Source organism: Photorhabdus aegyptia (genome assembly GCF_000612035.1).
Classification (GTDB): Bacteria; Pseudomonadota; Gammaproteobacteria; order Enterobacterales; family Enterobacteriaceae; genus Photorhabdus; species Photorhabdus akhurstii.
In genome coordinates, this window is sequence record NZ_JFGV01000009.1 from 87,602 (window position 1) to 110,418 (window position 22,817).

The 22,817-nt window shown below is 38.8% G+C and carries 20 protein-coding genes and 6 pseudogenes; 18 read left to right on the forward strand and 8 right to left on the reverse strand.

Going from position 1 to position 22,817, the window contains the following annotated elements; translation table 11 throughout:
- Positions 1-343: 343 nt before the first annotated feature.
- Positions 344-466, forward strand: coding sequence for a hypothetical protein (locus BA1DRAFT_RS24345; protein WP_268747224.1), 123 nt, complete (start codon positions 344-346; stop codon positions 464-466).
- A gap of 386 nt (positions 467-852) precedes the next feature.
- Here the strand turns inward: BA1DRAFT_RS24345 and BA1DRAFT_RS24350 are convergent, their stop codons facing one another.
- The 3 genes from BA1DRAFT_RS24350 to BA1DRAFT_RS04265 form a co-directional block, all read right to left on the reverse strand.
- On the reverse strand, positions 853-975 hold the full coding sequence (locus tag BA1DRAFT_RS24350; protein WP_268747225.1) for a hypothetical protein: 123 nt from the start codon (positions 973-975) through the stop codon (positions 853-855).
- 514 nt (positions 976-1,489) lie between these two features.
- Positions 1,490-2,977 carry an FGGY-family carbohydrate kinase gene (locus BA1DRAFT_RS04260; RefSeq protein ID WP_036776358.1) on the reverse strand — a complete coding sequence of 496 codons (1,488 nt, stop codon included), beginning with the start codon at positions 2,975-2,977 and terminating at the stop codon, positions 1,490-1,492.
- A gap of 4 nt (positions 2,978-2,981) precedes the next feature.
- Complete coding sequence (locus BA1DRAFT_RS04265; RefSeq protein WP_036776361.1) at positions 2,982-4,034, reverse strand: LacI family DNA-binding transcriptional regulator; 1,053 nt, start codon at positions 4,032-4,034, stop codon at positions 2,982-2,984.
- Positions 4,035-4,389: 355 nt separating this feature from the next.
- On the opposite strand from BA1DRAFT_RS04265, the gene BA1DRAFT_RS23715 reads away from it, so the two are divergent.
- Positions 4,390-4,587 (forward strand): hypothetical protein, encoded by a 198-nt coding sequence (locus BA1DRAFT_RS23715; RefSeq protein ID WP_036776362.1) that lies wholly within the window; start codon positions 4,390-4,392, stop codon positions 4,585-4,587.
- A 52-nt stretch (positions 4,588-4,639) separates the two neighbouring features.
- Here BA1DRAFT_RS23715 and BA1DRAFT_RS04275 read toward each other — a convergent pair.
- Positions 4,640-5,668, reverse strand: a pseudogene (locus BA1DRAFT_RS04275) (IS110 family RNA-guided transposase).
- Between the two features lie 580 nt (positions 5,669-6,248).
- On the opposite strand from BA1DRAFT_RS04275, the gene BA1DRAFT_RS21190 reads away from it, so the two are divergent.
- The 6 genes from BA1DRAFT_RS21190 to BA1DRAFT_RS04310 all read left to right on the forward strand — a co-directional run bounded on the left by BA1DRAFT_RS21190 (position 6,249) and on the right by BA1DRAFT_RS04310 (position 11,077).
- A complete protein-coding gene (locus tag BA1DRAFT_RS21190; RefSeq protein ID WP_082303630.1) occupies positions 6,249-7,055 on the forward strand; it encodes a sugar phosphate isomerase/epimerase family protein in 807 nt (268 codons plus the stop codon).
- Positions 7,056-7,063: 8 nt separating this feature from the next.
- Positions 7,064-7,777, forward strand: a complete 714-nt coding sequence (locus BA1DRAFT_RS04290; RefSeq protein ID WP_036776365.1) for a triose-phosphate isomerase — start codon at positions 7,064-7,066, stop codon at positions 7,775-7,777.
- A 2-nt stretch (positions 7,778-7,779) separates the two neighbouring features.
- Positions 7,780-8,277 (forward strand): secondary thiamine-phosphate synthase enzyme YjbQ, encoded by a 498-nt coding sequence (locus BA1DRAFT_RS04295; protein WP_036776367.1) that lies wholly within the window; start codon positions 7,780-7,782, stop codon positions 8,275-8,277.
- Positions 8,278-8,308: 31 nt separating this feature from the next.
- Positions 8,309-9,085, forward strand: coding sequence for an SDR family oxidoreductase (locus tag BA1DRAFT_RS04300; protein WP_036776370.1), 777 nt, complete (start codon positions 8,309-8,311; stop codon positions 9,083-9,085).
- A 244-nt stretch (positions 9,086-9,329) separates the two neighbouring features.
- Complete coding sequence (locus tag BA1DRAFT_RS04305) at positions 9,330-10,616, forward strand: MFS transporter (protein ID WP_036776372.1); 1,287 nt, start codon at positions 9,330-9,332, stop codon at positions 10,614-10,616.
- 200 nt (positions 10,617-10,816) lie between these two features.
- The gene (locus BA1DRAFT_RS04310; RefSeq protein ID WP_036776373.1) at positions 10,817-11,077 is read left to right on the forward strand and encodes a helix-turn-helix domain-containing protein; all 261 of its coding nucleotides are present in this window, start codon (positions 10,817-10,819) and stop codon (positions 11,075-11,077) included.
- A gap of 508 nt (positions 11,078-11,585) precedes the next feature.
- Here BA1DRAFT_RS04310 and BA1DRAFT_RS23905 read toward each other — a convergent pair.
- Positions 11,586-11,914 (reverse strand): annotated as a pseudogene (locus tag BA1DRAFT_RS23905) (transposase); the annotation flags it as partial.
- Positions 11,915-12,145: 231 nt separating this feature from the next.
- Here BA1DRAFT_RS23905 and BA1DRAFT_RS04315 point away from each other — a divergent pair.
- Entirely contained in the window at positions 12,146-12,325 is a 180-nt protein-coding gene (locus BA1DRAFT_RS04315) for a hypothetical protein (protein ID WP_036776376.1), read from the forward strand.
- 766 nt (positions 12,326-13,091) lie between these two features.
- On the opposite strand, the pseudogene BA1DRAFT_RS24780 reads toward BA1DRAFT_RS04315, so the two are convergent.
- A pseudogene (locus BA1DRAFT_RS24780) lies at positions 13,092-13,196 on the reverse strand (transposase); the annotation flags it as partial.
- 1,390 nt (positions 13,197-14,586) lie between these two features.
- Here BA1DRAFT_RS24780 and BA1DRAFT_RS04330 point away from each other — a divergent pair.
- The 9 genes and pseudogenes from BA1DRAFT_RS04330 (at position 14,587) to BA1DRAFT_RS24790 (ending at position 22,023) form a co-directional block, all read left to right on the forward strand.
- On the forward strand, positions 14,587-15,510 hold the full coding sequence (locus BA1DRAFT_RS04330) for a RepB family plasmid replication initiator protein (RefSeq protein ID WP_235200967.1): 924 nt from the start codon (positions 14,587-14,589) through the stop codon (positions 15,508-15,510).
- Between the two features lie 825 nt (positions 15,511-16,335).
- Positions 16,336-16,494: a hypothetical protein gene (locus tag BA1DRAFT_RS23910; protein WP_235200968.1), complete on the forward strand. Its 159-nt coding sequence runs from the start codon at positions 16,336-16,338 to the stop codon at positions 16,492-16,494.
- Positions 16,495-17,938: 1,444 nt separating this feature from the next.
- On the forward strand, positions 17,939-18,310 hold the full coding sequence (locus BA1DRAFT_RS04340) for an LPD25 domain-containing protein (RefSeq protein ID WP_051560656.1): 372 nt from the start codon (positions 17,939-17,941) through the stop codon (positions 18,308-18,310).
- A 653-nt stretch (positions 18,311-18,963) separates the two neighbouring features.
- Positions 18,964-19,854, forward strand: a complete 891-nt coding sequence (locus tag BA1DRAFT_RS04345; protein WP_051560657.1) for a tyrosine-type recombinase/integrase — start codon at positions 18,964-18,966, stop codon at positions 19,852-19,854.
- A gap of 533 nt (positions 19,855-20,387) precedes the next feature.
- A pseudogene (locus tag BA1DRAFT_RS24585) lies at positions 20,388-20,552 on the forward strand (ParB N-terminal domain-containing protein); the annotation flags it as partial.
- 87 nt (positions 20,553-20,639) lie between these two features.
- On the forward strand, positions 20,640-20,861 hold the full coding sequence (locus BA1DRAFT_RS04350) for a hypothetical protein (protein WP_036776386.1): 222 nt from the start codon (positions 20,640-20,642) through the stop codon (positions 20,859-20,861).
- Positions 20,862-21,007: 146 nt separating this feature from the next.
- Positions 21,008-21,526 (forward strand): hypothetical protein, encoded by a 519-nt coding sequence (locus tag BA1DRAFT_RS04355; protein WP_036776387.1) that lies wholly within the window; start codon positions 21,008-21,010, stop codon positions 21,524-21,526.
- Between the two features lie 129 nt (positions 21,527-21,655).
- The gene (locus tag BA1DRAFT_RS24785) at positions 21,656-21,790 is read left to right on the forward strand and encodes a Tn3 family transposase (protein WP_477707059.1); all 135 of its coding nucleotides are present in this window, start codon (positions 21,656-21,658) and stop codon (positions 21,788-21,790) included.
- 26 nt (positions 21,791-21,816) lie between these two features.
- The gene (locus BA1DRAFT_RS24790) at positions 21,817-22,023 is read left to right on the forward strand and encodes a Tn3 family transposase (RefSeq protein ID WP_036776390.1); all 207 of its coding nucleotides are present in this window, start codon (positions 21,817-21,819) and stop codon (positions 22,021-22,023) included.
- 264 nt (positions 22,024-22,287) lie between these two features.
- On the opposite strand, the pseudogene BA1DRAFT_RS22970 reads toward BA1DRAFT_RS24790, so the two are convergent.
- A pseudogene (locus tag BA1DRAFT_RS22970) lies at positions 22,288-22,445 on the reverse strand (ISKra4 family transposase); the annotation flags it as partial.
- 227 nt (positions 22,446-22,672) lie between these two features.
- Positions 22,673-22,817: pseudogene (locus BA1DRAFT_RS24590) on the reverse strand (IS982 family transposase); the annotation flags it as partial.

The window sequence follows — 22,817 nt, forward strand, 5'->3', positions numbered from 1 at the left end:
TTATTTTTTCACAACCTTGTTCGTGGTGCCTGTTTGTGATGGGATAATATCATCAACCAATGAATCTATCTCCACACTCTTGTAACGCTTACGAGCTGTTTGTTCAATAGAATAAGGAAACGTATATGCCAAATAATAACTTTGTATCAGTCATATTCACTTTCAATGGCAAAGTTCCGGCTTCGTGGCGCACGGCTCCGGGTGGTACAGATAAAAAAATTATGTATCGACCAGAATTCAAACGGTAGTAAGGCGTTGTAGGGTATTCTCGCAAACACACCTGTTTCACCGGGGGATTTTTCCGGCACAGAAAGCGTGACGGTTAATCTTTCAGAACAGGCTTGTGTGTTTATTGGTCGGCATGTACGCTGTAGCTGATGCTCAGTTGCTGCTGGTGGCTGCCCTTCCAAAAGGTGGCGAAGGCTGGCGTGCTCAGGCTGCTGTCATGATGGGCGCAAAGTGCTGATGAGTGGCTTTGGGAACATGATAGAACTAGGTGATGACCCGGAGGAAAGAATTAACTCCCTCAGTAACTGATAACGGAATCATGAGCCTCAAATGAACCGGATGAAAGCATTATCGCTATACGGTTTACCCATCTGCGCAAACTTGATGACGGGAGCTGGGGCGACTGATGTTTACATGATCTGACTGCATGGGGCTACGCCACTGATGCCATTTGCCTATCGCTGGTGTTTTGGGGAGCTGAAAGAGGTTGTGTACTTTGTTTCAGCGGCCATCGATTTCGACGATGTACCGCAAAGAAAAAAACACTTACAAGGGTACTGTTATCAAGACCGGTCTCTGTATATGGAATAAGACGAAATGGGGTTAAAGTAATTGGTGAGCTTTTCACACAAAATAAACTGGCGTAATTTTCTGCTCATCATTATCAACGTTTGTGGCAGTACTGTTTTTCTGGCGTGAACTGACTTGGTATTTATCCGCCTGTTCCTCTGGAGTTGGTTTTCTCATGTTCGCTGCTGCTCTCTACGCTGTTTGAATTTTGTTACGTTTTAACCACTTCGTTATGGTTCAGGTTACAGCCACGGTACTTGCTTTGAGGCCGGGGTTTCTATCGCCAGACTTTACGTTTGGAAAACGGTGAGGGGAATTGTAGCCCGAGTTTTTATTCCCAGCGATCAGAAGAAAACCTGTTCGTACTATGGCCGTCTTATATAACCCCATTAGTTTGAGATGAAAACTCTTAATAAAATAGTTATTGCGTCACGGTTATTTCATTTGGTATCCGCATACCTCGCTGTCTGTGGTGCTTAAAGAGAATAAACTTCCTCCTTATTTTAGAACGATTACTACTGAAGCTTCATTAGCACTCTGAAACAACAAAATTGTTTTCTTCCATTAGGCCCCTAGTAGATTGCTTAAAATACCGTGTTATCTTCGTATCTGGCCCCCATATCGGGTCAGACAGACCTTCGAAGGGTGTACACCGATTTGTTCTGCAATACGATTATAACTATTCTCATAGTTATAATCTGTTTGCATTCAAATGATACACATTTTCCAGGGAATGATATAATGCCGTGAAAACGTCGTAGGTTTTACTATACTCCATACATTCCACAGGGTTATATTTTTTCGCTATTGTTACACAATTATCGATGGCATCTTTAAATGTTGGGAAAAAACTTTCTGAAACAGCACCAATAATGGCAGCGCCATAACAGGAGGCTTCTTCATATTCTGGAATTTCAATTATCTGATTTGTAAAATCCGATTTCAGTTGTGTCCATATTGATGATTTTGCGCCACCACCAACGGAAATGATTTTATTAATTTTGACACCTGAATCACGCATGTAGTCCAGATTTTTTTTCAGCAGGCAGGCCACGCCTTGCATAATTGCCAGGGCGAAATCATATTTGTCATGTGAAGCGTTGATACCGAAGAAGACACCGGAAGCATTCTCATTGAAATCAGGGGCATTTACGCCTATCAAGTAAGGTAGAAATACAGGAGGAATACAGTCTTGCCGCTGAATAATCATCTCATTGATATCTGTAAACGAAATATCGTCCAAAAACTGGTTCTTATACCACTCCAAACTGAATCCACCGCTCTCGCATACCGGTAATAGGACGTAGGTACCCGGGAATGGCCCGCAATTTACTGGAATCCTGGCATCATTAAAAAAGGGGGTGTTTACCAGAGTAGCGATAGACAAGACAGTTCCCGCTGATTCGCTGATAACACCTTCTTTGATATTTCCAGTTCCAATCATACCCGCAAAATGATCTAATGTTCCAATATTTATCTTCGTGTGGTGGGTTAATCCGATGTCGGGATTAATCCAATTTGATAAAAGATTTCCCGCTATACTACAGGGAGGTAATACTTCGGGTAGTTGCTCTATTTTTACGCCACAATAATTGAGAATGTCGTGCCAGTAACATTTTTCTGTGATGTTGAAATAATGAGAAAAACTGTATATAGAGTAATCTCCGACTATACGACCACAAAGCCGATATATAATATAATCTTTCAGCAATAGATAATACGCGGTTTGATTAAATATGTCGGGTTTATTGCGGTTAATCCACAACATTTTGGTGATAGGCCATGTCGGAATTAATTTAGGTTGCCCTGTAATGTGATAACACAACTTGGAATCGTATGCTGAAGATAACTCGTCACATTCTTTGCGGGATCGCATATCCAACCAGGAAATGGCCGGGTGTATAGGCGTTTTGTTTTTATCCAGTAAAATAAGTGTTTCAGCCTGTCCGGTCAGGACAATCTGGATGATATTTTCGTTATTTACTCTTTTTCCAATTTCTGCCGTTTTATTGATCATCTCTTTGATGCATATGAAGTACGGCTCAACATCAAATTCAACAAGTTCACCGTTGCGGTTGTAGTTGACAGTTTCTGATAGTGTATTAAGTAGGGTCAGACTTTTATCATATACAGAAACTTTGATATTAGTCGTCCCTAAATCAATAGCTATGATATTCATCAGGTTAACATCTCTTCTTTTCTAATAAACTGCGTACAGAATCCCTGGTAACCAAAGTCGGCGCGGTAGAAAAAAAACGTGTTTCAGTGCGCCCATTTAATAATGTTGATTGCAAGATATTAATATGGTATTCCGCCATTTTGTCCTTAGGCAGGTGTATGGTCGTCAGAGGCGGCATGGAAAAAGTAGAAATTGGGTTATCATCGAATCCAATCACACTGATATCATCTGGTATTCTAAAATTATACTGCATAGCTGCTTTGTATACTCCGTAGGCCAGGATATCGTCAAAAGTTAACACCCCGGTTATAGGGATACTGAAGGTATTTTTGTCGTGATCCCATAATTCTTGAATAACCTGAAATCCTTTTGTAATAGATGAATGTGTTGTTTTTACCATATCTTTGTTGAACGGAACGCCATATTCGTTGTAAGCCCGTTCTATCCCTAATACAAACTCTCTGCTCGTAGGAAATGATAATGACTCTGTGATAACCAGACAGTTTCTATGTCCGTTTGATAGCATTTCCCTCGCGGCAAGGTAACCACCATGCGCATAATCAACATGGACATGGTGACAATTCATTGTTTCATAATGAGCACCCTGAAGGGTGAGGCGGTTGGACATCTTTGATAACAGACGCAAATTATCGAGGTTCATGGATGTCGGTTCGAGAATAATAAAATCCACTTGTCTGGACAGGACGGTCAATATATTGGCACGCTCTGTATTTTCATTGAACTGTGAATCAAAAATCATCGTGGTATATCCATGCTCTGCCATTTGGGTCAGGATCTTACAGAAAATGTAGGTCAGTACAGGGTTTTCGATATCGCTGAAAATAACAGCAATAGTTTTGGTAGAACGGCTGCGAAGCCCCTTTGCGAGTGAATTGGGCATATAGCCCATCTCGTTTGCTTTGTTTAAAACCAACTGTCGGGTCTCTTCTTTAATAGCAGGATCGTTGTTCAGTGCTTTCGAAACTGTTGAAAACGATATACTTAATTCTTTGGCAATAGATTTAATCGTAACAGGCTTGTTAGCTTTATATGTCATTACTGGTATATCCTTTTCCTCCAATCAAGGAGGAATAACACAGGTGTGTATGTTGATTGATTCGAGAGTAGAATACATTTACAACGTTGTCAATTTCATCACTCTAATGCCGAGTTAACGTTCGTTAAATGCTCCAAATGGTCAATACTTTTCTTTTTTGGTGAACAGCTGTGCGTAGTTTTAACAATATTAGTATCTTTGTTGATTAAAAGTGAGAACAATTAGGTAGCTGCTTGCCATCGTTTTATGTGCTGGCAATAAAACAGGAGGTAAATGAAACACGGTCCTACAAGGAAATGATCCGACAAGCTGATTTTGAGTACCGCCGCCATTTGGACAATTTGGAGAAATAATTATGCCTAATTACAGAGAATTGTTAGCGCAAGAAAGCCCGGAAATGCTGAAAAGCGAATTGAACAAGCGCGAGAGCATAAAATCTATGGTCGCCCTCGTTTTTGCAACACTCATTTTTGATGAATTTTTGGCTTGCTTAAATCTATCCGGCGTCACTATAGGCAAGGAGCCTGCGCTCGATGAGTTCCGCGCCTGGTGAGCCTTAAAACTGTGTCGGCTTCAAAGAGCCATTTTTTATGTTAGGTTTCTCATCAGGCCGGTAGGCCGTTCATGTCATCAATTATCAGTCTTCGCAAAACCAGTGGAGTAACATTTAAATAAATACCGTGTGTTGTAATGGCCCACGCTATCCGGGCGAGTTTATTAGCCAGTGAACAGGCCACAATATTAGAGTGCTTTCGTTCAAGCTGCTGCTTAACCCAGTCAGCCAGTTTTCCCTGCCGGCGCTCAATCTGTTGGTGCAGAGTACCAACAGTTGCCGGAGCGTCTTGTTACCCCGTTTACTGATACCCAATAAGGTCGTCTTTCCCCCAGTGCTGTACTGGCGGGGAACCAAACCCGTCGAGGCCGCAAAATCCCGGCTGCATGCATATTGTTTTCCATCACCCAGTTGTGAGGAAAGCACACTTGCCGTGATGGGACCAATGCCGGGGATTGTCATCAGCCGTTGTCCGGTATCATCCTGAGTAATTTCCTGTGACAGTGCGGTTTCAATCTCGGTGATTTGCCTGACCGGATAGTGATAATGCGCCTGTAACCGCAGTAATATTTGCACCAAATAAAGCGGAAGATGATGTTCGGCCAGAATAGTGGAGAGCCGTTTTATCACGGCAATCCCCTTGGGCATACTGATGCCAAACTCAAGCAGGAAAGCTTGCATCTGATTGGAGGTTTTGACTTTATCCCGGACCAGTGATTCCCGGACACGATGCAGCGCTCGCATGGCTTGTTGGGCTTCCGTTCTGGGCAGAACAAAACGCATTGAGGGTCATAGGCGGCTTCACAGATGGCTTCTGCATCAATAAAATCATTCTTGTTACTTTTGACAAAAGGACGGACAAACTGCGGTGAAATCAGCGATCCGCCTTGCCATGAAATGCACGCCAGCACAGGCTTCCATCACAACCGTTGCCGGAGAGCAGTCAGCTAAGAATTCCATTAATTTAGTTCGGGTGAATTTTTTACGCAGCAGAGCTTTTCCCGATTGATCCTGGCAATGGACATTGGACATGAAAGGAATGTTTGCCGAGATCAATGCCAATAAGTGAGGTGATGTCCATGATAGTAGCCTCTTATCAAAGATAATTACCTTGTTAATATACTGCCGCTAGGGTGAGGGCGGCCATCTCATTACGGTGGAGCATTTATGTTGCAGCAGCTTCTGTCAGATAGTGACCTAAGGTTCACCAGGCGAGAAACTCATCAAGGAACGGGCATCCTTGCCCATATTGATGCCGGATAGATTCAAGCAAGGCCCAACATTTGTCAAAATGAGTGTTGCAGAAACGAGGGTGACCATAGATTTTTATGCTTTCCAATTAAAGAATTTAGTTAAATCACTCTGTTTATTACTAACATTAATGCTGCCAAAAAACGGAACGCTATCACAAAAAGCAGATTTTGTTATCAGACTGTAAACTTCCTGCTTGACTAATGATGACCTTTATTTAAAGCTTGGAGTTATAACGTTTGAATTTCTGGAAATTGACGCTCATCATATAGAATATTTCCGATACAACGATTAACTAACCGGATCGAAATCTGGAAATTACACGTGAAAAGTCAGGTAACTGGCATTTTTTTAAAAACAGCAGTACCTATTTTTTTAACTTAAAAATTACAACGTTTGAAATTGCTTTTATGATGAAAATATCGTGTTCAAACCTAATGTTGCCGGGGAATAATTTAACTGAACAGGCCAACCTGTTGTACAAATGGGGTTTCGATGGCATTGCGCTATTTATGAATTATTGCCAATGGAACGAAGAGTTATATGAAGAAGTTCTGAATTTAAGGGAAAACACGGGCATTATTCCGTGTGAATTTGTCTTTACCGATGAGATTTACGGGCATTTAATGAGTGACAATATTGATCTCAGAAAAAAGAGCAGGGAAATGTATAAGCGAGCGGCCGAAATCAGTGGTGAAATTGGCGCGGCCACTGAGCTGGAATTTGCATACGGTACACAGAATCCGCTACCGTTGTTTCATCCCTATAAGAAAATGACAGAAACTGAAAAACAGGAGTTTCTTGAAATGTACAAAGAGGTTACCGAGCCTCTCATGGGATCAACAGGAAAAATGCTGTTAGAGGGGATTAATCGGTATGAAAGCCCTTATTTGAATAGCATCAAAGAATGCACAGATATTATTGATACGTTAGATAGGGAAAACACAGGGGTTTTAGCTGATTTTTTCCATATGTCAATAGAAGAATCAAACATCGCAGAAAGCATTAAATATGCTGGAGACGCTATTAAACATGTCCATTTAGGCGACAATAACCGTCTGCTTCCTGGCTATGGAACCATTGACTGGCAGGCGGGTTTTAATGCGTTAAAAGAGGTTGGATATAATGGTTTTCTCAATTTGGAATGTAGTACTTGTGGAGAGCCATCTAAGACATTGCCTGAGACCGCAATATTTTTAAAGAAAATGTTGAATTAGGGGATTTTGTGAAGCGTGTTTTTGAAATCAGTAAACCATTTTTTGAAATAGGTCCTAAAGCTTATTTGTTCGGAAAAGACGCAATAACATTGGCAGTAGAGGCTGACAAACTCTGTGAAAAATATGGGGTTGATATTATTTTCTCTGCTCAATACACAGATATAGCCCCAATTTCCAGTGCAACTAAGAATATAAAAGTGTTTGCGCAGCATATTGATCCTCTCTATCCGGGAAGGGGGGTCGGCGCGGTTTTGCCCGAAGCGGTAAAAACAGCTGGTGCCGTTGGCGTTCTGTTAAATCATACAGAAAAACCATTAACACTAGAAACGCTGACACAAACTATAAAAAGAGCAGATGAAGTGGGTCTGGCAACATTAGTCTGTGCCGGAAATTGTGAGGAAGCTGCCGCAATAGCATGTCTAAACCCGAATATGATTTTAGCTGAATCACCGGCATTAATCGGAAAGGGAAGACGTAACCAGCAAGATATGAGAGAGATTGAAAAAATTAATCGGGCCATACACCAGGTAAATCCTGATGTACTGATTTTACACGGGGCAGGTATAACCGATGAAAACGATGTTTATCGGATAATTAAAGCGGGAGCTGATGCCACAGGGTCTACCAGCGGTATTATAAAGGCAAAAGATCCGATTAAGATGATGGAAAAAATGATTGCTGCGGTTGCAGCAGCCTGGGAAGTCAGAGAGAGGGAGTGTTGATTATGGCTGTTTTTCATGACGAATTGAATATTGAAACGGGTAATACTGTGAGTTTTGACGATATTACTGAACAGGTACAGGAATGCGTAAAAAAATCAGGCATTAAAAATGGGCTTGTCAATGTTTTTTCACAGCACACCAGTTGTGGTGTGTTCATTCAGGAGGATTCAGAGGATGTAACGTATAGGAACATACCACTGTTACTCCAGGACATGCTAAACGTATTCGAAAAAATCATTCCGACATGTCAGCATGAGGGGCAATACCTGCATCCGGGGCCTATTCACACAAAAAATGCAGCGGAATTAAGAGGCGAAAAATCAGCGTGGATGTTGAATACAGACGGACATTTACGTTCAGTTTTACTGGGTCGCTCTGAGACAATTCCGCTTCTTGAAGGTGAAATGACATTAGGTGAATTCGGCCGGATTTATTTTTCAGATATGGATCAGACGAGAGAACGTAACCGTAGGGTACGTATACAGGTTATTGGTGAATAGGTTGATATTTTAATAAGAGCAGGAAAATAGCATGGGTATTTTAGAAAAAATGCGCCTAGATGAGAAAAAAATAGTTGTCACAGGCGGTGCCAGAGGGATCGGAGAACAATTAGCTATGTCTCTCTCTGAAGCAGGCGCAGAGGTTGCAATCGTTGATGTTGATATAAAAGCGGCACAAAAAACGGCAAAAGAGATTTTTCAGGCAACGAATAAGAAGGCGATTGCCATTAAAACAGATATTACCCAGCCTGATGAGATCAATGCAATGATTGACACGATTCTGAAGGAATTTGGTCGGCTGGATGTTGCGTTCTGTAATGCAGGAATTGGACACGTAGTCGCGGTAGAGGATGATACATTGAAAAATTGGAGTAACGTTGTCAATGTGAATTTAAATGGTGCCTTCTTAACTGCACAAGCGGCCGGAAAAGTGATGATAAAACAGGGTGGAGGTTCAATTATCAATATCGCTTCTATGTCAGCTCATATTACAAATATGCCTCAGAAAGAATGTTCATATGCGGCATCGAAAGCCGGTGTAATAGCCATGTCAAGAAATATGGCCGTTGAATGGGCGGATAGAAATGTGCGTGTCAATACCATTAGTCCGGGATATATAGCGACAGATATGACGTTGAATGATCCAACATTAGCACCATTAATCAGTCAGTGGGAAAAATTAATTCCGGTACGTAGGCTGGGAAAAACGGAAGACCTTGCGGCTATTGCTGTTTATCTTGCTGGTGACATGAGTTCTTATACAACAGGCGCGGATTTCCGCATTGATGGAGGCTACACATGCCTTTAACGTAAACAAATTGAGTAGGGATCTATTCGCTGATACAGAATAAAAATGAAAAATATAAAAAACCATTTTTGCCAGATCTTAAGAGATCGAGAAAATAACCTTAAACTGTTTCCCATAATACACAATAGATTATAAAAATTGAAAAGACGCTTGAAATATAACGTCTGTCTGATAGTGAAGTAAAACTAAGCTAAGTATTTAAAATTTTTGAATACTAAAAAAATATTTAATTGTAGGGTTTGAAATGAAACAGAATACGAGTGGTTTTTTAGAACGAATGGGTATACCCAGCACATTATCATGGGGATATTTGGGTATTTTGGCATTTATGATTGGTAATGGAATAGAAATAGGCTGGCTAAGCTCCTATCTGGTAGATAATGGATTAAGTATCCAGGACATTTCCACACTATTTAGTATTTATGGTATAAGTGTAGCTATATCTTCTTGGTTTGCTGGAGTATTTTTTGAGGCATTTGGGGCTAAACGAACCATGCTATTAGGCACAATTTTTTGTGTTGTTGGTACCACAGGTTTCGTCAGCCTGGGCTTAAAAGAAATGTCGTATCCACTTTTGTTGATAGCGCAAGCCATTAAAGGTTTCGGATATCCGCTATTTGCCTACTCATTTTCAGTGTGGATTGCCTATAGAAGTCCTGTTGTTAAACTCAGTACAGCATATGGATGGTTTTACTTTGTTTTTTCAGGCGGAATGCAAGTATTAGCCACTTTTTATGCGAGTTGGGCAGTAGAAGAATTAGGTCATATTAATACGTTATGGACAACACTGATATTTATTATTGTTGGAGCTTTTTTTGCTCTGGTTCTCAATCGCGATAACATTAAACCTCAAAGTAACAATAATACTCTTGGAAATATAAATGAAGTTTTGAAGGGAATAACTATTCTTAAGGAACATCCAAAACTATTTATTTCTTGTATCCTTCGAATCATAAATTCACTTTCTCAATACGCTTTTCCTGTTTATTTACCGGTATATATGATTTCTCAGGGTTTTACTACAACTCAGTGGCTAAGCATTTGGGGAAGCGCTTTTACGAGTAATATTCTATTTAATTTGGTCTGGGGGATAGCAGGAGACAAAATAGGTTATAAAAGGACGATTATTTGGTGTGGCGGGGTCCTAACTGGCGTTGCTTCATTGCTTCTGTTTTTTGCACCACAATTTGTTGGAGCAAATTACGCCATAGTACTCATATGTGGGATTTGCTGGGGAGCGGGTGTTGCAGGTTATATCCCGTTGGATGCGATGTCCGCTAATATGGTAGAAAAAGACAAAGGGGCTGTCATGTCAGTATTGAATTTAGGGACGGGTTTATCTGTGGTGATTGGCCCTGCCATTGTTGGTTTATTTATAAATAGCCTGGGATCAAGTGGCGTCACTTGCATCGTTGCTACGCTTTATTTTTTCGGTGCTTTGATTACTAATTTTCTGGATGAACCTGAGAGGAATTCTAAAACTATTATTCAGTCCGACGCCATTACAATGAATAAATTTCCAAACTCATAAATGAGTGTTCAATTGATTACGCATTAAAATTGTATATGGTTCTGTGTTCATAGACATTGGTAAGAAATTTTTTGTCCGTGTGTCTGTGATCACCCTCATTAATAATGGTTCCGGTGGAAAAGGTTTTGTTCACCGGAAATGAACACTGGTTCATGGAGCCAGTTTGAATCACTATCATAAACCAACGGAAGAAGTAAGATATGATAATAACTCAAAACGACTGGCACTCAGCAGATATTATTGCTGAATTGCGTAAACGTGGCACAACACTTGCCGCATTATCACGGGAATCGGGACTGAATTCATCGACATTATCAAATGCATTAGTTCGCCCATGGGCTAAAGGAGAAAAAATTATTGCTGACAGGCTCGGAATAGATCCTTCAGTTATTTGGCCCAGTCGATATTTTGATAAAAATGGAAATCCCATTAAGAGAAATGTCCGAAATTGTTATAAATAATTTGGTTAATTATAATGATAAAAATTCTATCTACTCTTGATTCAAATTCAATATGATTATTCCAAGGTGTAAATATAAAAAAATATGTTTCATTAGAGCAATCTATGTATAACTCAGATCTTATATGAGGCTTTCTTTGAAAAAGCTAAGGATATTCAGAATCATTGTTGAACTTTATTTCATTGGTCTGTGATATAAATGAAGACGTTTATAGTGCTTTTGCCACACATGATGAGAAAAAGAACATTGATGTTGTGAATAACCCATAATTGATTAGAAAAACTTTCAAATATTTATTCGAGAGAATAGTAAGTGTAATTCAAGCGTTACCTTTGTACTTTATTTATATGTTCTAATTAAGTCAGGTAGCGCTTTTCTAAGCTGTTTTTCGTACATATAAGTTTAGGGTCTGTCCTAAGTAACTGCTCCTAATTATGCTACATTTTGGCTCTAGGATAGAGGGAGATAAATGCTTCACTTGCCTGAGAAGTTACCACCTGTACCGGCAGCTCTTGTGAATAATGGAGTTGCCCAGTATTAGCGTGATGTTTTTCACTCTTCGGTAATGGTGTTTCAGCTTTTCCAGCGTGAATTCTGAAACATAAAGCACCTTATCAGTTCCCGTATGGATAGATAATACTTACAATTGTTTCCCGGAGTCACCTGTTGCCCCTCCTATGTTCAATCTGCCCCGATTTTCGGATTGAGATAGATATCGACTTTATCCTCATAGAAAACAGTGTGCTCGTAGCTGCATGTTGCTAGGGTTTCATAGAGTTGAGCTATCTTTTCCTCACGGTGGGAATCTCGGATATTAAGTGTGGGTGCTGTTCTGCGTTAGACAAGACTAATTTTAGGCAACCAGAGCCTGACGCAAATACTGTTGTAGGTGCTCTCCAGCACGTAATACGTGATGTTGCTCGTACGCACCATCGTATGATGGCGGTCAGCATCAGTTATATCACTGAACGGCAATCTGTTCATAGAAACGCTATTCCTATGCTTTTAGGCTATTGACTACGGATTTATGCTAGGCCAGTTTCTGTGTTTCCACAAGAAGTTTATGACATGTATGCTGATAAAGGATTACATGTTTCTTTTACAGAATATGGATCTATTGCTGCGGATGTAAATAAAAGTGCTGCTGAAAATCTTGATGGTAAAAATAGCGATAAAGATTTGGTTGAATCTTGGATTAATAAATATCTTCATTATCAGCGTCAATTTGAAATAATTACGAAAGGTTAGGTTTTTACACCATAGGTTATTCAGAGTTGTTCGTTTATAATTTAGAAAAAATTAAAAAGATAGAAGAACTTCAATATAAAACGGGAAAAGACTATCCGGTTTGAGTTGAAAGGGCCGGTACTGATTTTAACTATTCTTTGATTTTTAAAATAAGAGTTGATGGTGTAGCCGGTTAATAAATTAAATCATTGTGAAACCAAACTGTGAAAACTGAAATAAAATTAATCCAAGGGGAATTCAATGAAGTTATCAGATGGTTAAATGGCCGTAGAGAGTTTATTTTCGATATGCATCAGGCAACTTATGGAGATGATGGAATAGTCCTCCATTACTTTTTTGAATATATTCTTTGTGACTATAGATTCGATTTGGCAGAAATTTATATTAACATTTAAATATAAGGAAAATAATATGGGACTCAATAAATCTATTTCAGCCGAAAGATATGCGTGCTACAAAATCCAACAATTGTATGCAATGGAAGTGCTTAAAAATTTTGAAAACTGTCATTTCCAACGTAAATTGTGGATAGAAAAAGCTTTGTGAAGTCGTAATTCTGCGGCTAGTTGGAAGGAAAATATTGATTCAAAAAATGATGTTTATTAGTCAAAAGTTGTTACAAACAATGATTTCTTGGATCAACGTTTTGGTAGTCAATTTATGTTGATGGTTATGAGATGGTTTATAAGTGATAACATAAAAGTAATTTCAATTAATTAAATTAATAGTTCAATATCAGTTGAATATAAAAACACTGGGAATACTAATAGTCCAGTAACATTATCTTGAGTAATATGACAGGATCGATAGCCGGTCGGTTATTGTTGTGACAGTACAACGGGGCAACTTATTCGCGGATAAATTCGAAGTTTTTGATGAGGTTAATTATTCTTAGAATGTTTATCAGCAAGCTACTTCGGTAAAAGGTACCGTATGAAGTATGTCGTTAAAAATATCTGAGTAGGATAGATGGAGAGTTAATGAAACGAACGATAAAGGGGAATTTAAGATGTGCTCAATTGTAAATGGATTTAATACAGGTCCATGAAATCGGGTTAATTGGTTTATGCCAGATAGGCATCAAATCGTTTCTCAAAAGGACATAGAGGCGATTTGGCGCTTTTTTTATCTTGTAGTTATATTCTTATGGAAATTGCCACAGGATGGATTACAGAGCGAATATGGTAAAAGTGACATGGATCTTCAAAGGATCCAGAATATTTTACCAGTATCCAATATGTTCAATATTGTGTTATCAACATATCCACTGGATAGATCCAATAGAAGATCCTTTAATAGATCAAAAAAATCCCAAATAGATCCCTGTAGCTGGAAAGCCTTGTGAGAGAAGGTCTACGGAGAATTTCAGTGTTTTTGAAAGGGGAAGATTGTGTGATCAAATAGGGAAAAAGTGTGTTTGAGAGGGAAAATGGTGAGTTTGAAAAGGGGATTTGGTGAGTTCTAGTGGGAAAAATTGGGATTTATTCACATTAGCCAATGTGGCTGTCAAAAATTGTAAAAACTCCTTTTATAACAATGTGATAAAAAAATACCTGCTTGATAAGTCACTCAATAAGTATACATTTTATTCACAACCATTGTTTTCGGACTATTTCATATTGCGTATTCTTTATGCTTATTTTTTGTGCCTCGCCTATTCCTAATTATAGTCGCGGAAAAAATTTATCCACATATCCAAAGGTAAGATCCAATAGTAAACCTACAAGATCAAAAAAGAACCATTAATAGATCCCCGATCTTTTAAGCCCTTGTTACATCAGGCTTTCAAGAACAATAGGTGAGTTTGAGAGGGGAAGAAATGTGTTTGGAAGGGGAAAAAGTGAGTTTAATAGGGAAAATGGTGAGTTTGAAACGGTGTTTTGGTGCGTTTGAGTGGGAAAAATGAATTTTTATCCATACAGAAGAAAAATACGGTGGATCTTGCCTAAAAAGATTTTTGTTATTAGTAAGATAGACGGGAATTTTCGTAGAATCATTGATCTAGACCTGTCACAGTTTATACACAGCACAATCTTGAGAACTAAGTTACCTTTGCTTGTCAATAAAAAAATTAAATGGTATTTGTAAGATAACATACTGATAAAAAACAATAAAAAATAAATAGCGACAAAATGGGTGCGTTTGAGCGGGATTTTCCAATGCGTTTATTTTATTCTCATGTTACATTTTTGCTAACGATCTGGGTGGGGCTCTGATCGTGAGTAAAAACAGTAGATTTATATTAGGGGGAGTCATCTCTGATGGAAAATTACGTCGATACAAATGGGGATGTAGGCGTTGACACAAGTGGAGCAGGAAACAGAGGAACAATCCGTCTCTTCAAGGACGCAATCCCAGACTCAGCAAAGTCTTCTCTGGGTAAGCTCACTGTTACCAAGGCCACAACGATACAGCCGGTTTCATTGCTAAGACTGGGAGTTTTCACGCCGAGTTCACGGGCAAATGGTGCGGATGGCCCGGAGCTTGATGTGAGTAGCAGTTTTTCTAATCTGGAAATTGCTCGAAGCGAAGGCTACACAGATGTGAAAATCACGGGTCCTCAACTCAATTATTTCCAAGACTTCCGTTGTTGGATGGCAATTATACATTCGTTCAGTACCAACCCGGATGCTCTGAAAGGAAACAGGATCCGATTAAAATTTACAGAGTTTGGGGAAAAATGTGGTTATCCGTCTAAACGCTTTGATTCCCGACTACGCCAGGATATCGGGAATTCTTTAACTCGTATACGTTCTAAAACAATTACTTTCACAAAAAATCCTGATGCAAAAAAATTCATGGTAACTGGTCTCTTGAATAAAGCAGAGTTCGATGCCGAAGCAGATATAATCATACTTGAGGCGGATGAGCGTCTGTGGGATTTATACACTTCCGATCACTTAACATTGTTACGGCGTAAGCCGTTAGATGCCCTCGTTCGGAATGAAACAGCGCAAGCGATTTATACCTACTTTGAAGCTTTACCCAAACCACCGGCTCCAGTTGCTTTCGAAAGATTACGTAATCGTTTGTTAATGCATGGTCGTATTGCAGATCAGAACAGAAAGATCCGGATTGCGTTAAAGGCTTTAGAGGACATTGGTTATCTGAAATACCGGCTTAGCAAGAAAGGTTCAAAAGAGTCATCAATCGTGATTATTGATCGTAATCCGAAACTTTATTAAAAGGGATTTTTCCCACTCAAACGCACCGGCCTTTTGAGGTTGGTGTTTCCCATTCAAACACACCACTAGTTCTCTACGAGTGGTGCGATGGTACTTTAGTTTGTCCTTCCAATTTTCCCACTCAAACGCACTGTTAAAAGCGTTTTTTCTCTATAAATATATTAAAAACAATATGTTATATATTAATTTTTCCTAAATGAATAAGAGTAATACTATTTTTGGTGAGTTTAAGTGGGAGAATTACGGCCTGAAAATGGTGAGTTTGAACGGGAAAGCGTTAGATGGGTTTATGTGGGAAAGAAAGTAATCCTACTCTAAAAGCCGCTAAGAACGAGGCTTCAGCGATCATTGGTGAGTTTGAAAGGGAAGTGTGTGATAGCGTAGCTGAGTGGGAAAAGCCGAAAGTATCATGGTGTATTTGGGTGGAAAGAAATGCTATTGTTCAGAAGTGAGTTTGAGAGGGAAATATTTCCGAGTGATCGTATTAATATTTTGTTAGAAAATAAGGGGATGGGATAGTTACATTGTCATGATAGAAGGTTTCTATGTCACAACCATCATTTGGAAAATAAATAAAGTTTTATATAGACAGGTAGCGGAGAACTGCTCTTGATATACAGTTTGTTAAAAGTGCTGGTAATGATTCGTTTTTGACTGTGAATTTCACTATCATTCCTCTTAATGAACAGAATAGCTTAGCCGTTTGGGATGAGAAAATGACCACCCAATTGCTGCGGTATGAGTTGACACTATGCTGTCCTGTTCGGATTAGCAAAAGAGCTGCGAACAAATTTTCATGGTGAAGGAAAAAATAAGGGACTTACCATGATTCACAATAGATCTTCTGGCTGTGGGATTTATATCTCTGATGGTGGAAGAATGATGAAGCATATGATTAATCACCCTCAGCGGATAGAGTTCGGTGATTTTATACTCAACTGGCAGTTCCAAGCATGGGATATGAGTGTCAGTGATGTACTTTAGACGGTATCAAAAAATCTTGATTTATCAATTTGTTACTTTATGATCAATGGGATTGACTCCGTTTTCCAAGCGGTTCCTGTGTATGGCTATCACTCATTAGTTAACTATAGGGGTTGGTTTGCCATTTTATCCAGACAAGAGATTGAGTACCAACGCGAGTTTTATCTTCTGAGAAAAGGAAGATAATCCTGATCGTATTCCATATTCAACGCTAACAGCTGACCTTTCTTACCAGCATGGTTTTGTGAGAGAAAATTCCATAATCACCTAATGTACAGAGAATTATCGTTATCACCAGATTACTAGTCCAACATACAAAAATAGAAGGTAAACGGATAGAGTCGTACCTGAAATTCCGTGCAGTTGATCAAGTTTTGATTAGTGTCCACTTCACTATTGGTAGCTGGAATTCATCTTTGGTAAGTCAAAGAGAATTGACCCTATTTTGACTTTAGTTTTTGGTTGGAAGAAGTGGGGAATTACAGCGATATTAGAGGTAAAGGAGGTCAAATAGAGTTTTAGCGATGATTTTTTTTGAACTACATTGTATGTTGGACTAATTGTGTATTTTTTTACCACCAATTTTTAATCTATTGATGTTTTGAAAAAAACGCCTTCATTTGGCTCCAGCTTTTAATGAAGTGATGGAGCACTATCTGGAATTCAACACGTTTGATATAGGGCCGTTCGATTTTGCTAGACACCGCAAATAGGCTTTAAGACTCTGGCACGTCGTACAGACATGCTGGTTGCGTTGTGAAATGGTCACATTAGATGATGCACTAGACGTTCTTAATGGGCGAAGCTGATATCGAAAAAAATGAGACAAAAAACGGCTACGTACGCCGAAAGACCTGGATAAGTCTGTTTTAACGCTGGCAACAGTTTGTTTCCTGCTCCTAAATGAAAATATGGGTGGGAAATTTCTATATTTTCAAAGGTTCCCCGCAAACTGACTGAAACCATCGCTCTCATCAAATGAAATTACCCGATCTTCCGATAACAACTTTCATGATGAAATAGTGGAACGAGAGCATAAAATCCGAGAGGCATCAGAATTAATGGGCTAGTCGGAGTACGGTTGGTGGTTCTATATTAGCTATAGCAACATAAACACCAATGTAGTGCCCCACACATTTCATGCTCTCGTATAACATCTGAACGCACTGGAAGAATCATCCGGTTTAAAATTATTTTCCTGGTAAGTGACTGAGTTACTTTCTATTACCGAATTACTTTTAGAAATGAATTCACATACAGGATTTGCTGACGGATTTACTCACGTCAGTGACGAGCTGAAGCCTGCATATAGGTCCAGAATCCTTCATCAGACCGAGTGTGCAAAAAATGTACTTCTGTGCGTTTCGGCTTCAGACCTCTCTTATATATAATTAACGCTATGAACTGAGCTGAATACCTAACGAAAACCCGCCGGAGTAGAAAAATGAGTACATTATCTTCCTTCAAGGATACCACCAGTGTTTCAACACCTGTTGAGGTTCTGGTTCATTGGTCTGAATCAAAAGTTTTTCCGGTTAAAGAAGCTACATTCCCGTTTGCCATTTTTGAAAGAATGGCAAATAAAGCAGCCTCATTAGTAAATGAGGGTTACGATAAAACAAAAGTCACTGTTAAGTTTGATGATGGTAATGAATATATCTGCCGTATTGATTTAGCTGTTAATGATGAAAAAGGATTTCGTGATCATTGTATGAAAATGATTACTTTTGCTGATTCTCCTAAAGGCGAACTGTATTGCGATACAATCGGTGTCACCCTTTTAAATTATATACGTTGCATCAAGTGGCCAGAATAAATAAGAATTAGTATTATAAACACCCAGACTATTTATATATCCACGTTAAAGAGCGCGTCATAATAAGACTACATCAACTCATAGAGCCTTGTTATGTATAATTACAACCCATTACTACACAGGGAGTTGTGCAAAGTGTATCACTATTTTGGAAAGTTATTTAGCGCCAAAGAATCGCCCCCGCAACATAGCCGTGAGAGCAGCGTAATGACTGAACAAAAATACGCTTGATAGCTAAAAATAGAAGGAGAGACTGCTTTCTACTTGGATGAAAAAAATTTTGACCCTTTCTTAACGGTAAATTTTAATTTATGGATTTTTAAGTAAATATTATTTACTCCGTGAAAGGGTTTTTATTTTTATAATAATTACTCTTTAATATTCAATTTATTATTGTTAACATGTAACAGTGCACTGCCGTACAGTCAGGAAGGTAAATGAATCTGAATTATAGTAATCCAAGCTTTATTAGTTCTTGTTAGTTGTAGTAAGAAAATCTGTATTTAGCAGATGGATTGGCAACCAATGCTTAAACATCTTCGTAGTCAAGGGACAGAATAAGTAAAGAAGATGAGTCTGAAGAACATCCATAGTATTACTATGGTTAGGTTTATTTAGTTACAAAATTGAATTTAATTAATCGGAGCAGAATTATGAACATTATTCAGCATATTGGAGCAATTTGTTTTGGCTGGATTCGACCATCAATGCGCCCACTTTCTGACTGGCTGGTAATTTACAAAGAACAATTAAATTTACGTGGCTTGAAGACGAAAACTTTAAAAGATAAGTATTCTATTCTGGAACGAATAGATTCAGTGCTGGGTGACATTCCAATTGGCTCAATTGTCCCACATGATGCTGCGAAATTTATTCATATATATGTTTTAGCGGGAAAAAACAGTGCAGCAAGAAATGCTTATATTTTATTACGTGATATTTTCAGGACGGCACAGGAAAATCGCTGGATAACAATAAATCCTACTGAACCATTGAAATCCCCGAAAACACCTATAAAGCGTGTGCGTTTGATATTACCAGAGTGGCAACGTATTTATAATGCCGCACAAATTTTTTGTCCCGAATATGCACATCACGCCATGTTACTTGCCATGATCACGGCTCAGCGGCGTGGTGATATTTCAGCAATGCGCCGTGATCACATTTTTGATGATCATTTGCATATCACTCAGGAAAAGACGGGACAAAAAGTCGCTCTGCCTCTTGATTTATACTCTGCGGAACTCAATCTGAATTTGAGGACAGTGATTGATATGTGTCCGGGAAAAGATTATCTATTAGGCAACCGCCGAGTTAGTCCCTGGTCACTAAGTTTCTGGTTTGCTCATGCGCGAGATATTGCTTATTCCCTTGATTCCTGGGAAGGTGATCCCCCATCATTTCATGAGCAAAGGTCTTTATCTGAACGTTTATACAGAGGACAGCATGTAAACACTCAACGACTACTCGGGCATAAATCTTCCACTACGACTGCTCTGTACGACTGTGATAGAGGACGAGAATATCTGAGACTGGTGTTATAAGCACTATATTCAATGACATAAAATACTAACTAATTAGAAAATAGAGCGCTTACCTGCCGAGCGCTCTAAGATAGCTTGACTGATAATTATTTTTTTATCAATACAGTTAAACTCTGCTTACTTATTATGTGAATCCAAGAATTAAAAAAATATAACCGAATTATATCGGACAAAATTATCCTAACTATGACAAAATAGGTAAATAATTTTTCTTTTATGTAAATAAACCAAATTTAGTTTAGATTATGTGTTTTTTATAGGGAAATTTTTATAGAGACTGTAATTAAATTTGTGCAAAATTTTTAATATAAACCAATTAAGTAATTAGAGAGTATTTTGATGGAAAATATCGATTTAGCTAAATATAGAATACACAACTTTGTTTCTATGTATGGTTATTTCAAAGTAAGTTTAAACGACAATAATTATGCATGACTGAAAGAGCGGTTGTCAGCAATATATAGTGTTTGTTGAGTCTGAACGTTTTCTTGTCAGCTTAGGCTAGAGCTGATTAGGAAAAACATTTAGCTTTAGGCGATGAAGCAATATGGAGGGATGATGATAAATTTCACCATTCAGAGAAGGATTTTTCTTATGGAAAAGAGAATCCTGTTACGCTTGTTGATTGCAATGGTGATTATGGACTGGAAGATGGATTACCAGTACTTAGATTAGCTTTTATAAACAGTATAACCTGAACTATGTGGCTATTAGCAATATGGTTCCATATGCTTTCCGGTCCTTGTTTCGTCCGAAAAGTCCGCTCAATTAATACATCGAGGTGCATGTGTCCACCTTTACCTATTACAGACCTCTATGTGCTGGCAAATATAAAAGAACTGGGCACTTTTAATGGGCCTGTATTTTTAATGATTCTTTCACTTATTCTTTGCTATGGAACAACACCACGCTGGCGTTATCTCCAGAATCTCAAATTGGCAGCAGTGATAACGGTAGTTGTACAACAGACCTGTGTCATTGAAGCCGCTGTGCAATTTACAGGGTAACTCTGTGTGGTTGTGCCCTAATTGTATCCTCTGACAGGTTCAGTACTTACTACCATTCTCAGCTTTCAGTATGTTCCTGACTGCATTTCGTCACCAGAGTACCCTAACATAGAATGTGAAAACTAATTTCACTCGGGAGACTCTATATGAATTTTGAAAAGGAATTGGCTGCACATAATCTTGTTCACTTTGGCTGGCAGCTGGAAGAATTTAATCACACGTTACTAAACGAAAGTCATGTTGTCTACTTTCGTGATTTCAAAAATGTCTCTGAGCGTGTAGTAACGCTGAATAAGGCGTCTTTTAGTGACAGTGCCATACGCACTACAACTAAAATGGATCACTTAGTGAGTGTAATTACCAATAGCATCAAAATCTGGAAAGCCAGAGTGTTACACCCGCGTGAAAATGCTGTTTTCACAGATGCATTGACGCAGTACATCAAAAACATAATTACCTACCGGCTGTTTGTTCAAGCAGCAGAACCTGATGAACGTTTTCATATGATCATTAACATTTACGGTACCAAAAAACGTCACGAGGTGAACATTCGCCCGGTGATAGCACGGTCAGAATCTCTGATCCTGACTCACAGAGAATTTCGGAATTTTTCAGAAAACGTATTTATTCACGACCGAACCCATAATCCCCGTTGGTTTAAGTAAATTTATTCTGTCGAAACAGATACAAAAAGTGATGTGATAAATAGTTCATTACCTAACTGGCCCAATAGGAGCGAAATCACAGCTTCGTTCCCATTGAGCCAACTGGGACGTCTGAACGTTATGTCCATCATGAAAACCTTACAGACGGGCGACAAGCCAGCCAGCTTGGCCCAGGCGATAACGGAAATCGGTCGCGCAGATAAAACTATTCACATGCAGACCTACCTCGACGATAAAAACAAACGGCGTAAAACGTTGCAGTAGCTTAATCGTGGAGAAGGACGGCTGCTGTGGCCAGAAATGTATTTCATAGAAAACGAGGTGAACTGAGACAGGCATATCGTGAAGGGCAGGAAGACTATCCGGTTCAAGACGAAGATATGAAAAAGTTATCTCCGCTACAATATGGACATATCAACATGCAGGGACGTTACTTTTTCGCAGTTCCGGAAGCCGTCAGCAGTGGGGAACTAAGGCCATTCAATAAAGATGGTTAACGCAATTGACCGATTAACAGCGTTTACTCCCCAAACCCCAGTTGACACACTACCGCCCCTAGACAGTTACCCAGTATTTATAGAATCTAAGTAACTGATTAATGGAACACTCTCATCAATCCAGAAATTGGTGGTTGACCACGAAGAATTAAGACTTACCCTTAATTGTTAAGATTAATTTACAATTTTTAAAATACAAATATGATAGAAAATAAATTCATGTATTTGAATAAATTGTATATAATTCAACAGAAAAGCTAGGGGTTTTGATAACCATTTAACATATTGTTTGAGTATAGTCAGACGCATCGCGATATGAAACCAATCAAACACATGCTGGGATTCGGATATAAGTTAAATTGAAGCTCTCTAAGATTATTTGCACCATCAAATAGACATGTAATTTGCTGATTAGCCTGCACTGAGAGCATAAAAAGCTGTAGGGCACTTGTAGTAAAATGATTTTGCTCAGGTGAATTTTTTATACAGAAGGGCTTTTCTTGATTTATCCAAGCAATGGACATGGAAGGAGTTTTTCATTGCTGAGTCACATTATGTGAATCTACCAATCATTACAATTGGAAAATAAATGTAGATTCAAATACAGCCATATTTAAATTGCAAAAGATGTAAAGTTGTTATTTTAACCTCAGTTTCGTTTAAAAATAGCGATATCACAATCCCGTAAATTCAAGCTCAGTTTTTTAGGTTGGAATGTATAAGCAATTAAGCCAGCGACGATTTCCAATAAAAAACCGAGCTGACTGTGGTGTCTTGAATGCGCTATCTGCGAA

Excerpts from the sequence above, each read along its gene's own strand:
- BA1DRAFT_RS21190 (WP_082303630.1), top strand. The coding sequence starts at position 6,249 with ATGATGAAAATATCGTGTTCAAACCTAATGTTGCCGGGGAATAATTTA.
- BA1DRAFT_RS24785 (WP_477707059.1), top strand. The coding sequence starts at position 21,656 with ATGAAAACCTTACAGACGGGCGACAAGCCAGCCAGCTTGGCCCAGGCG.
- BA1DRAFT_RS04305 (WP_036776372.1), top strand. The coding sequence starts at position 9,330 with ATGAAACAGAATACGAGTGGTTTTTTAGAACGAATGGGTATACCCAGC.
- BA1DRAFT_RS04330 (WP_235200967.1), top strand. The coding sequence starts at position 14,587 with ATGGAAAATTACGTCGATACAAATGGGGATGTAGGCGTTGACACAAGT.
- BA1DRAFT_RS04265 (WP_036776361.1), bottom strand. The coding sequence starts at position 4,034 with ATGACATATAAAGCTAACAAGCCTGTTACGATTAAATCTATTGCCAAA.
- BA1DRAFT_RS04340 (WP_051560656.1), top strand. The coding sequence starts at position 17,939 with ATGAGTACATTATCTTCCTTCAAGGATACCACCAGTGTTTCAACACCT.
- BA1DRAFT_RS23715 (WP_036776362.1), top strand. The coding sequence starts at position 4,390 with ATGCCTAATTACAGAGAATTGTTAGCGCAAGAAAGCCCGGAAATGCTG.
- BA1DRAFT_RS04355 (WP_036776387.1), top strand. The coding sequence starts at position 21,008 with ATGAATTTTGAAAAGGAATTGGCTGCACATAATCTTGTTCACTTTGGC.
- BA1DRAFT_RS23910 (WP_235200968.1), top strand. The coding sequence starts at position 16,336 with ATGATTCACAATAGATCTTCTGGCTGTGGGATTTATATCTCTGATGGT.
- BA1DRAFT_RS04310 (WP_036776373.1), top strand. The coding sequence starts at position 10,817 with ATGATAATAACTCAAAACGACTGGCACTCAGCAGATATTATTGCTGAA.
- BA1DRAFT_RS04350 (WP_036776386.1), top strand. The coding sequence starts at position 20,640 with ATGTGTCCACCTTTACCTATTACAGACCTCTATGTGCTGGCAAATATA.
- BA1DRAFT_RS04300 (WP_036776370.1), top strand. The coding sequence starts at position 8,309 with ATGGGTATTTTAGAAAAAATGCGCCTAGATGAGAAAAAAATAGTTGTC.
- BA1DRAFT_RS04260 (WP_036776358.1), bottom strand. The coding sequence starts at position 2,977 with ATGAATATCATAGCTATTGATTTAGGGACGACTAATATCAAAGTTTCT.
- BA1DRAFT_RS04315 (WP_036776376.1), top strand. The coding sequence starts at position 12,146 with ATGTATGCTGATAAAGGATTACATGTTTCTTTTACAGAATATGGATCT.
- BA1DRAFT_RS04295 (WP_036776367.1), top strand. The coding sequence starts at position 7,780 with ATGGCTGTTTTTCATGACGAATTGAATATTGAAACGGGTAATACTGTG.
- BA1DRAFT_RS04345 (WP_051560657.1), top strand. The coding sequence starts at position 18,964 with ATGAACATTATTCAGCATATTGGAGCAATTTGTTTTGGCTGGATTCGA.
- BA1DRAFT_RS24350 (WP_268747225.1), bottom strand. The coding sequence starts at position 975 with ATGAGAAAACCAACTCCAGAGGAACAGGCGGATAAATACCAAGTCAGT.